The sequence below is a fragment of the Nocardioides sp. genome (assembly GCF_035547795.1).
Classification (GTDB): Bacteria; Actinomycetota; Actinomycetes; order Propionibacteriales; family Nocardioidaceae; genus Nocardioides.
In genome coordinates this window covers 1-10,239 of sequence record NZ_DASZUF010000213.1, presented here as the reverse complement: position 1 = coordinate 10,239, position 10,239 = coordinate 1, and the positions used below count along the sequence as shown (strand labels likewise).

At 71.7% G+C, this 10,239-nt stretch carries 8 protein-coding genes; 7 read left to right on the top strand and 1 reads right to left on the bottom strand.

All coding sequences use genetic code 11. From position 1 onward, the window contains the following. Positions 1-52 precede the first annotated feature (52 nt). From VHA72_RS15855 to VHA72_RS15835, 5 genes are all read left to right on the top strand, one after another. The gene (locus tag VHA72_RS15855) at positions 53-847 is read left to right on the top strand and encodes a thymidylate synthase (RefSeq protein WP_325576944.1); all 795 of its coding nucleotides are present in this window, start codon (positions 53-55) and stop codon (positions 845-847) included. After that, complete coding sequence (locus tag VHA72_RS15850; protein ID WP_325576942.1) at positions 837-1,313, top strand: dihydrofolate reductase; 477 nt, start codon at positions 837-839, stop codon at positions 1,311-1,313. Before VHA72_RS15855 ends, VHA72_RS15850 begins: the two co-directional genes overlap by 11 nt. 115 nt (positions 1,314-1,428) lie before the next feature. Then, positions 1,429-2,361: an LLM class F420-dependent oxidoreductase gene (locus VHA72_RS15845; RefSeq protein WP_325576940.1), complete on the top strand. Its 933-nt coding sequence runs from the start codon at positions 1,429-1,431 to the stop codon at positions 2,359-2,361. A gap of 65 nt (positions 2,362-2,426) precedes the next feature. Next, the gene (gene dapA / locus VHA72_RS15840; protein ID WP_325576938.1) at positions 2,427-3,314 is read left to right on the top strand and encodes a 4-hydroxy-tetrahydrodipicolinate synthase; all 888 of its coding nucleotides are present in this window, start codon (positions 2,427-2,429) and stop codon (positions 3,312-3,314) included. Positions 3,315-3,339: 25 nt separating this feature from the next. Then, positions 3,340-5,025 carry a ribonuclease J gene (locus tag VHA72_RS15835; RefSeq protein ID WP_325576936.1) on the top strand — a complete coding sequence of 562 codons (1,686 nt, stop codon included), beginning with the start codon at positions 3,340-3,342 and terminating at the stop codon, positions 5,023-5,025. Between the two features lie 101 nt (positions 5,026-5,126). On the opposite strand, the gene VHA72_RS15830 is transcribed toward VHA72_RS15835, so the two are convergent. Further along, positions 5,127-5,780, bottom strand: coding sequence for a lysoplasmalogenase family protein (locus VHA72_RS15830; RefSeq protein ID WP_325576934.1), 654 nt, complete (start codon positions 5,778-5,780; stop codon positions 5,127-5,129). Positions 5,781-5,888: 108 nt separating this feature from the next. Here VHA72_RS15830 and VHA72_RS15825 point away from each other — a divergent pair, with 108 nt between their 5' ends. Beyond that, positions 5,889-8,609: a DNA translocase FtsK gene (locus VHA72_RS15825; protein WP_325576932.1), complete on the top strand. Its 2,721-nt coding sequence runs from the start codon at positions 5,889-5,891 to the stop codon at positions 8,607-8,609. Continuing rightward, a complete protein-coding gene (locus tag VHA72_RS15820; RefSeq protein WP_325576930.1) occupies positions 8,609-10,186 on the top strand; it encodes a helix-turn-helix domain-containing protein in 1,578 nt (525 codons plus the stop codon). The genes VHA72_RS15825 and VHA72_RS15820 overlap by 1 nt, the downstream gene beginning before the upstream one ends. Positions 10,187-10,239: the final 53 nt, after the last annotated feature.

Below are 10,239 nucleotides of genomic sequence, written 5' to 3'. Positions count from 1 at the left end.
GGCGGCCGGACGCTCACCACGATCAGCGGCACGGTCGATCTAGGCTGAGTGCGTGCAGCCCTACCTCGACCTGCTTCGGCGCATCCTCGACGAGGGCGTCGAGAAGTCCGACCGCACCGGCACCGGGACGCTGAGCATCTTCGGCCACCAGACCCGCTACGACCTGCGCGCGGGCTTCCCGCTCGTCACCACGAAGAAGATCCACACCCGCTCGGTCTTCGGCGAGCTGCTGTGGTTCCTGCGCGGAGACACCAACGTGCGCTGGCTGCAGGAGCGCGGCATCACGATCTGGGACGAGTGGGCCGACGAGAACGGCGACCTCGGCCCGGTCTACGGCGCGCAGTGGCGCTCCTGGCCCACTCCCGACGGCCGGCACATCGACCAGCTGGCGCAGGTGATCGACCAGATCCGGGCCAACCCCGACAGCCGCCGCCACGTCGTCTCGGCCTGGACCCCGGCCGAGGTCGACGAGATGGCGCTGCCGCCCTGCCACAGCCTCTTCCAGTTCTACGTCGCCGACGGACGGCTCAGCTGCCAGCTCTACCAGCGCAGTGCGGATGTCTTCCTCGGCGTGCCGTTCAACATCGCGTCCTACGCTCTGCTCACCCACATGGTCGCCCAGGTGACGGGCCTCGAGGTGGGCGACTTCGTGCACACCCTCGGCGACGCGCACCTCTACCTCAACCACCTCGAGCAGGCTCGGCTGCAGCTCACCCGCGAGCCGCGACCGCTGCCGACGCTGGTCCTGGACCCGACCGTGACCGAGATCGACGCCTTCGAGCTCGAGCACATCGAGGTGCTGGGCTACGACCCGCACCCGGCGATCAAGGCCCCCATTGCCGTCTAGACGGGTCGTCCTGGTCGCGGCGGTCGCGGACAACGGCGTGATCGGCAACGGCCCCGACATTCCGTGGCGGATCCCGGGGGAGCAGGCCGAGTTCAAGGCGCTCACCCTGGGGCAGACGCTGTTGATGGGGCGCACGACGTTCGAGTCGATCGGCCGGCCGTTGCCCGGCCGGACCACCATCGTCCTGACCCGCGACCCTGCCTGGTGGTACGACGGCGTCCTGGTGGCGCACGACATCGTCACTGCGCTCGCCCTGGACACGCCCGGCGACCTGATGGTCGCCGGCGGAGCCCAGGTCTACGCGGCGGCGCTGCCCTTCGCCACCGAGCAGGTGCTCACCCTGGTCCACCTGCGCCCGGAGGGCGACGTGCTCTACCCGGCGTATGACGTCGAGGAGTGGATCGAGACGCGCCGGGAGAGCAGCGACCGCTACGACCGACTGTTCCTGGAGCGCGTCGTCGGCTAGAAAAACAGCTGGGTCGGTCGCGCGACACGCCAGCGTGTCACCCGACCAAGTCAGCTGTTTCCCCGGGGACGGGGCCGGCCCCGGACGACCCAGCCGGCTCTGGCAGGCTTCCCCCATGGAGCTGCGCATCTTCACCGAGCCCCAACAGGGCGCGTCATACGACGATCTGGTCACCGTCGCCCAGGAGGCGGAGCGACTGGGCTTCGGGGCGTTCTTCCGGTCCGACCACTACCTGACCATGGGCGGCGACGGCCTGCCCGGTCCGAGCGACGCCTGGGTCACGCTGGCCGGTATCGCCCGCGAGACCTCCACGATCCGGCTCGGCACGCTGGTCACCAGCGCGACCTTCCGGCACCCGGGCCCGCTGGCGGTCGCGGTCGCGAACGTCGACCAGATGTCCGGCGGCCGGGTCGACTTCGGCCTCGGCGCGGGCTGGTTCAGCGCCGAGCACGAGGCCTACGGCATCCCGTTCCCGGACATGCGCGAGCGCTTCGACCGGCTCGAGGAGCAGCTCGACGTCATCACCGGGCTGTGGGCGACCGAGGGTGGCTTCGACTACGCCGGCACCTACTACCAGCTCAAGAACAGCCCCGGCCTGCCGAAGCCGGTGCAGACCGGCGGCCACCGCGGCACGATCCCGGTGGTGATCGGCGGCCACGGCAAGAGGCGCACGCCGGCGCTGGCGGCCGCCTATGCGGACGAGTTCAACGTGCCGTTCGCCGGTGTGGAGGACGTCCGAGCCCAGTTCGGCCGGGTCGCGACCGCCGTCGAGGCCGCCGGGCGCGATGCGGCCAGCATGACCTACAGCGTCGCCCAGGTCCTCTGCGTCGGTGAGACGGAGGCCGAGATCGACCGGCGCGCGGCGGCGATCGGCCGGGAGAAGGCGGAGCTGCGCGAGAACGGCCTGGCCGGCACGCCCGAGGAGGTCGTCGCCAAGATCCGGGCGTTCCAGGACGCGGGGGCGCGCAGGATCTACCTGCAGACCCTCGACCTGGGCGACCTCGACCACCTCCGCCTGGTGGCGCGAGACGTGCTCCCGGCGCTCTGAGCCCGGATCCGCCGATTCCACGCCTGCTGCGCGCCGCCATCCGGGCTGAGCGATAGGCTCGGCCCATGACCAGCGCTCCCTTCGGCACCATGCTCACCGCCATGGCGACCGCCTTCCACGAGGACGGCTCGCTCGACGTCGAGGGGACCCAGCGCATCGCCAAGCACCTGGTCGAGCACGGCCACGACGGCATCGTCGTCTCCGGTACGACGGGGGAGTCGCCCACGACCACCGTCGAGGAGGACGGCCGCATCCTGCGCGCGGTCCGGGAGGCCGTGGGTCCCGGCGTCACCCTGGTGGCGGGGGTGGGCACCAACGACACCCGCACCACCCTCGAGCTGGCCGCGCAGGCGGAGTCCAACGGCGCCGACGGGTTGCTCCTGGTCACGCCGTACTACAACAAGCCCGGCCAGGCCGGCGTGCTGCACCACTTCAAGCAGGTCGCCGACGCCACCAGCGCGCCGATCATGCTCTACGACATCCCCAGCCGCACCGGCACCAAGATCGCCGCGGACAGTTTCCGCGAGATCGCCTCGTGGGGCCGGATCGTGGCGGTGAAGGACGCCGCCGGCGACCCGACCCAGGCGGTGCTGCTGCGCGAGCTGGGCTTCGCGGTCTACTCGGGTGACGACGCCCTCACCCTCGGGTTCCTCGCCTACGGCGGCTGCGGTGTGGTCTCGGTGCTGGGCCACGCGGCCGGCAACGAGATCCGTGCCATGATCACCTCCTTCCTCGCCGGCGACATCGCGACCGCGCAGAAGATCAACGCCCAGCTGCAGCCGGCGTTGGCGGCGGTGATGGGCGTGCCCAACTACGGCGCGACCACCGCGAAGGGTGCGCTGCAGCTCCTCGGCGTACTCGACAACCGGACGGTGCGCTCCCCGCTCGTGCCGCTGGACGAGGAGGAGTACGCCGGGTTGCGCGCCGGCCTTGCCGCCTCCGACCTGCTGTGACCCACCCCCTGATCGAAAGGGACGAATGAGCCACCCGCATCCCGAACTGTCCGCACCGACCGAGCTCCCCGAGGGCGCGCTGCGGGTGATCCCGCTGGGCGGCCTCGGCGAGGTCGGTCGGAACATGACCGCCTTCGAGTACGCCGGTCGGCTGCTCATCGTCGACTGCGGGGTGCTCTTCCCCGAGGACCAGCAGCCCGGGGTCGACCTGATCCTGCCCGACTGGTCGGCGATCCGTGACCGCCTCGACGCCGTCGAGGCGCTGGTGCTCACCCACGGTCACGAGGACCACATCGGCGCGACGCCGTACCTGCTGCGCGAGCGGGCGGACATCCCGCTGGTCGGCTCCAAGCTCACCCTGGCCCTGCTCCGCTCCAAGCTGCGCGAACACCGGCTGCGCGAGACCGTGCACCACGAGGTGAAGGAGGGCGACCGGCTCGCGTTCGGCCCCTTCGATCTGGAGTTCGTGGCGGTCAACCATTCGATCCCCGACGCGCTCGCGGTCGCCATCCGCACCGGCGCGGGGCTGGTGCTGCACACCGGCGACTTCAAGATGGACCAGCTGCCGCTGGACGGCCGGATCACCGACCTGCGCGCCTTCGCCCGGCTCGGCGAGGAGGGGGTCGACCTCTTCCTGACCGACTCCACCAACGCCGAGGTGCCCGGTTTCACCACCGCGGAGAAGAAGATCACCCCGGCGATCGAGCAGGTCTTCCGTGAGTCGCAGCAGCGCATCATCGTGGCCTGCTTCGCCTCGCACGTGCACCGGGTGCAGCAGATCCTCGACGCCGCGGTGAAGCATGGCCGCAAGGTCGGGTACGTCGGCCGCTCCATGGTCCGCAACATGCAGATCGCCTCCGAGCTCGGCTACCTGCACGTGCCCGAGGAGGTCATCGTCGACGCCAAGGAGCTCGCCGACCTGCCTCCGGAGCGGCAGGTGCTGATCTCCACGGGCTCGCAGGGCGAGCCGATGAGCGCGCTGTCGCGGATCGCCAACGGCACCCACAACTTCGTCCAGATCGAGCACGGCGACACCGTGCTGCTGGCCTCCTCGCTGATCCCGGGCAACGAGAACGCCGTCTACCGGGTCATCAACGGCCTGGTCCGGCTGGGCGCGAACGTCGTCCACAAGGGCAACGCCCTGGTCCACGTCTCGGGCCATGCGAGCGCCGGCGAGCTGCTCTACTGCTACAACATCGTCCGGCCACGCAACGTGATGCCGGTGCACGGCGAGATCCGCCACCTGCTGGCCAATGGCGACCTGGCGCGCGCGGTCGGCATCGAGCGCGTGGTGACGGTCGAGGACGGCGTGGTCGTCGATCTGGTCGACGGGGTCGCCAGGGTCGCCGGCAAGGTCGAGTGCGGCTACGTCTTCGTCGACGGGACCTCCGTCGGCGACATCACCGAATCCGAGCTCAAGGATCGGCGCATCCTGGGCGAGGAGGGCTTCATCTCGGTGATCGTCGTGGTGGACTCGGTCAGTGGCAAGGTCTCCGCCGGGCCGGAGATCCACGCCCGCGGCCACGCCTGGGATGAGGGCGCCTTCGACGAGGTCCGCCAGCCGATCGTGGACGCGGTCAACCGCGCCGTCGCCGAGGGTGCCACCGACACCTACCAGCTGCAGCAGGCGGTACGACGCACCATCGGCCGCTGGGTGTCCGACACCCACCGTCGCCGCCCGATGATCATCCCGGTCGTGATCGAGGCCTGACCCTCGCCGCCCCCTCCAAGCCGCCCTCCAAAGTGTCACCGTGACAGTTTGGATGTGTCACTCGCGACGCAAAGTGTCACGGTGACAGTTTGGATGTGGGCCTAGCCGGCGGCGGCGAGCACGCCGATCGCGATCAGTGCCTGCCCGAGGTGATAGGTGACCATGATCGCCACGTGCGTGCGGCCGCTGGGGCCGCGGAAGCCGAACCGGCCCAGCGAGAGCCCGATGATCGAGTCGCTGACCACGAAGACGGACGCGCCCGCGGCGATCGGTCCGTGGCCGGTGAGCCAGGCCAGCACCAGCATCGCGGCGATGACCAGGCTGTAGACCGCCACCGGGGCGGCGACGGCCGCGCCGGCGAGGCGGTACGCCGCGGGTACCACGTCGCGGGTCACCACCAGCACGGCGAGCAAGATCGCCACCACCGCCCAGGCCCAGCCGGGGGAGGGGAGGCCCAGCGCGACGAAGCAGGCGACGTACCCGAGGTGGCCGATCAGGAACGCCGCCACCCCGGCCAGGAACCGCCTGGTGGTGTCGCCGAGCAGGGCGACATCGCCGAGTAGCCCGAAGACCAGTGCGACCAGCAGCCAGCGCCCCGCCGCGGAGCCACCGGCATCGGCGGCCAGCGCGGTGGCGATCAGGGCCGCCATGGTCAGCGGTTTGGTCCACCGCTCTACCCGGGCTCGTCGGGAGCCGACGGCGTACCAGTTGGCCACCGCGACGAGGCCCGTCAAGACGGCGAGGGTCACGACCACCCGGGCAGCATGGCGGCCCGGTGCGCGGTTGTCGAGGGAGCGCGCCGCGCCGCGACACGCACTCCTGTGGTGCGTGTGACGGGAGTGAACACCAAATAGGGTGGCCACATGGCGACCCGTACGTCTTCCCCGCCGGGTTCGCGGAGCACCAGCGCGTCCTCTGGGACGGGCTCTGCCCGCCCCCGGAGTGCCGGCACGACCAGCACTGCCCGTGCCAAGGCACCCGCGCGCAAGCCGGCGCGCGGCAAGGCGCCGGCGCGTCGCCCCGCATCCAAGAGCTCCGGGCGGCCCGCGCCGCGAGCGGTGCGCACCGGCCGCGGCCCCATCGCCCGGCTCTTCGACGGGATCGCCCGGCTGATCGTCACCGTCTGGATGGGCGTGGCGCGTGGCGCCGGGGCGGTCGCCCGCGGCATCGGTCACGGCGCTCGTGACCTCGAGCCCGAGCACCGCCGCGACGGCGTTGGCCTGTTCCTGGTGGCCCTCGCGGTCGTGGTCGCCGCCGGCGTGTGGTTCCAGCTCGCCGGCAGCGCCTTCCACGTCGTGCGAGTCGCGGTGGCCGGCAGCGTCGGCAAGGTCGGTTGGCTGGTCCCGCTCGGCCTGGTCTACGTCGGTGTCCGCACCATGCGCGACCCGCTCAAGGGCGGCCCGGTCGGCCGCCAGGTGATCGGCTGGAGCGCACTCGCGCTCGGCGTCCTGGGTGTGGTGCAGATCGCCAACGGCAACCCGCAGCCGGTCAACGGCGACTCCACCGACCTGCAGTCGGCCGGTGGCGCCGTCGGGTACGTCGTCGCCAGCCTGCTGCTCGATCTGCTCCGCTCGGACCTGGTCGTGGTCCCGGTCCTGCTGCTGCTGGCGTTCTTCGGCGTCCTGGTGATCACTTCCACGCCGCTCTACCAGGTGCCCGCCCGGCTGGCCGAGTTCCGCGACCGTGCGCTGGGCCGCCACCCCGAGGAGGGCGAGTACGACGACCTCTTCGAGGACGGCCAGCCCCGGCGCAGGCGGAGCAGCCGGCTGTTCGTGGACGACACCGTCGACAGTCAGATGGGGCTGCCGGCGTACGACTCGCCGGTGGTGCAGGAGCCCGCGCCGAAGAAGGGGCGGCGCAAGCGCGACGAGACCGCCGACCGGGACGCACTCGACGTCGCCCAGGAGTTCACCAGCCTCGGCGACACCACCGAGAACGTCGGCATCGAGTTGTTCGGCGACGCCGCGACGGCCGTCGAGGAGGCGGCGCCCGAGCGGACCAACCCGCGGCTGAAGAAGATCGCCAAGGCCGCTCCCGCGAACGAGAAGGCCGAGCTCGAGCCGCCGCCGCACGCCCCGCTGCCGCCGCGGGTGGAGCAGCTCACCCTGGCCGGCGATGTGACCTACACGCTGCCGAGCAGCGACCTGCTCAAGGCCGGCTCGCCGCACAAGCCGCGCTCGAAGGCCAGCGACGACGTGGTGCTGCGCCTGCAGTCGGTGCTCGACGAGTTCGGCATCGACGCGCAGGTCACCGACTACACCCGTGGCCCGACGGTCACCCGCTACGTCGTCGAGCTCGGCACCGGCGTCAAGGTCGAGAAGATCCTGGGCATCCAGAAGAACATCGCCTACGCCGTGGCGAGTGCCGACGTGCGCATCCTGAGCCCGATCCCGGGCAAGTCCGCGGTCGGCGTCGAGATCCCGAACACCGACAAGGAGATCGTCTCCCTCGGTGACGTGCTGCGCTCCAACGCGGCCCGCCGCGACCACCACCCGATGGTCTCCGGCCTCGGCAAGGACGTCGAGGGCGGCTTCGTGGTGGCCAATCTCGCCAAGATGCCGCACCTGCTGGTCGCGGGTGCCACCGGCTCGGGCAAGTCGTCGTTCATCAACTCGATGATCACCTCCATCCTGATGCGGGCCACGCCCGACGAGGTCCGGATGGTGATGGTCGACCCCAAGCGAGTGGAGCTGAACGCCTACGAAGGCGTCCCGCATCTGATCACGCCGATCATCACCAACCCCAAGAAGGCCGCCGAGGCGCTCGAGTGGGTCTGCCGCGAGATGGACCTGCGCTACGACGACCTGGCCAACTTCGGGTTCCGGCACATCGACGACTTCAACAAGGCCGTGCGCGCGGGCAAGATCGAGCTGCCGCCGGGCAGCGAGCGCGAGCTGGCGCCGTACCCCTATCTGCTGGTCATCGTCGACGAGCTCGCCGACCTGATGATGGTCGCCCCGCGCGACGTGGAGAGCTCGGTCGTGCGGATCACCCAGCTCGCCCGCGCCGCCGGCATCCACCTGGTGCTCGCCACCCAGCGGCCCTCGGTGGACGTGGTGACCGGCCTGATCAAGGCGAACGTGCCCTCGCGGCTGGCGTTCGCCACCTCCAGCCTGGCCGACAGTCGGGTCATCCTGGACCAGCCGGGTGCCGAGAAGCTGGTCGGGCAGGGCGACGGCCTGTTCCTGCCGATGGGCGCCGCCAAGCCGATCCGGGTGCAGGGCTCGTGGGTCAGCGAGGCCGAGATCGCCCAGGTGGTCAAGGCCTGCAAGAACCAGCTCGAGCCGAACTACCGCGAGGACGTCACGGCGCCCGCGGAGAGCAAGCGGGTGCTCGACGACGACATCGGCGACGACCTCGACCTGGTGCTGCAGGCGATCGAGCTGGTCGTGTCCACCCAGTTCGGGTCCACCTCGATGCTGCAGCGCAAGCTGCGGGTCGGCTTCGCGAAGGCCGGCCGGCTGATGGACATCCTGGAGAGTCGCGGCGTGGTCGGGCCCTCCGAGGGCTCCAAGGCCCGTGACGTGCTCGTCAAGCCCGACGAGATCGAGAGCGTGATCGCCACCATTCAGGGGGAGATGTGATGGTCGAGGTACGACGCAACGGCCGCCTGGCTGCCGCGATCGCCGTCGCGGCGGCGCTGGTCGGCGTGGCGTTCCTGACCCGCGGCGGTGCCGCCGTGGTGCTCGGGGTGGTGCTGCTGGCGTTGGCCGCCCTGCACGCCTGGAGCGCCTGGGACGCCCGCACCCCGCTGGTCCTGGTCGACGAGCACGGCATCCGCTTCCGGCTCGGCCGGAGGTGGCGCGGCCTGCCCTGGGCCGAGATCGACGAGGTGGAGCACCAGCCCCGCCCGCGCGGTCCGCTGGGCTGGTGGCGCGACGGCCGGCTCTCGGTGCTGCCGGTGGACAACGCCGCCCAGCTCGAGGACCTGGCCGGCCCGGCGCTGTGGCTGGGCCGCCTGTCCCTGCGCCTGTACGGCGTCGTCTACGCGGTGCCGCTCGGCCTGGGCACCACCGTCACCGGCGCCGGCGACAGCCTGACCGACACGCTGGCCGCGCTCGCGCCGGCCTCGGTCGACGTCGTCGAGATCGACCCGACGATGGTCGCCGAGGACCTGGTGGACCTGACGGACACGGCGGAGCGGCCGGCGGTCGACGTGGCGTCGGAGGAGTCGGCATCGCCGGGCCTGGACGCGGCCGGGCCAGCCGCGAGCCCCGAGCCGACCGTCCCGGTGCTCAGGCCGAGCCCCACCCCGAGCCCGCTGCGGGAGCCGACCGTGGCGGTGCGGGCTGAGGTGGTGCGGGCCGAGGTGGTCGGCGCGGCGTCGTTGGGGTCGCTGGGGTCGGAGTCGGCGGACGCGGAGGTGGTGCGGCTGATCCGGACCACCCCGCAGGACGAGACGCAGGTCGTCTTCGACGACCTGGTCGACTCCGGGATCGTCCCGGCCGCCGACCCGGTGATCGGCCCGGAACTGGCCGCGGCCCGGGCTCGGGTCGGGCTCACCGTGGACCAGCTCGCCGAGCGCACCCGGATCCGGCCGCACGTGATCGAGTCCATCGAGGTCGACGACTTCGCCCCCTGCGGCGGTGACTTCTACGCCCGCGGTCACCTGCGCACCCTGGCCCGGGTGCTCGGCATCGACGCGGGACCGCTGCTCAACACCTACGACGAGACCTACGCCCACGCCCCGGTCGACCCGAGGGCGGTGTTCGAGGCCGAGTTGGCCACCGGCCACGGCGGCCTGCGCCGGATGCGCGGCGGCCCGAACTGGTCGGTCCTGGTCGCCGCGGTGATGGCGGTCGTGCTGATCTGGTCGGTCGCGCGGCTGGTCATGGCGGGGTCGCCGGCGGCGCCTGCCCCGCAGATCAGCCTCGACTCCGGCTCGTCCGGCACCACGAACCCCTCCGGCAAGGTCGCCGCGCCGGTCCCGGTGACGCTGACCGCGGCCGGCGGCGGCGCGCATGTCGTCGTACGCGACGCCTCGGGATCGGTGGTCTTCACCGGCGACCTCGCGTTCGGTCAGTCCAAGACGCTCAAGGCGTCGCCCCCGGTGCGGGTGCAGACGTCCGACGGCTCGCTCGCCGTCGCCATCCAGGGCGGCAAGCCCAAGGCGATCGGCTCCACGGGGCAGCCGGCCCAGAAGACCTACACCGCGCGCTGAGCCGCGCGGCGGAACCGAAGGCGTCGCGCGCCCGGCCGGGCGCCGATCGCCGT

Excerpts from the sequence above, each read along its gene's own strand:
- VHA72_RS15825 (WP_325576932.1), top strand. The coding sequence starts at position 5,889 with ATGGCGACCCGTACGTCTTCCCCGCCGGGTTCGCGGAGCACCAGCGCG.
- VHA72_RS15820 (WP_325576930.1), top strand. The coding sequence starts at position 8,609 with ATGGTCGAGGTACGACGCAACGGCCGCCTGGCTGCCGCGATCGCCGTC.
- VHA72_RS15845 (WP_325576940.1), top strand. The coding sequence starts at position 1,429 with ATGGAGCTGCGCATCTTCACCGAGCCCCAACAGGGCGCGTCATACGAC.
- VHA72_RS15835 (WP_325576936.1), top strand. The coding sequence starts at position 3,340 with ATGAGCCACCCGCATCCCGAACTGTCCGCACCGACCGAGCTCCCCGAG.
- dapA (WP_325576938.1), top strand. The coding sequence starts at position 2,427 with ATGACCAGCGCTCCCTTCGGCACCATGCTCACCGCCATGGCGACCGCC.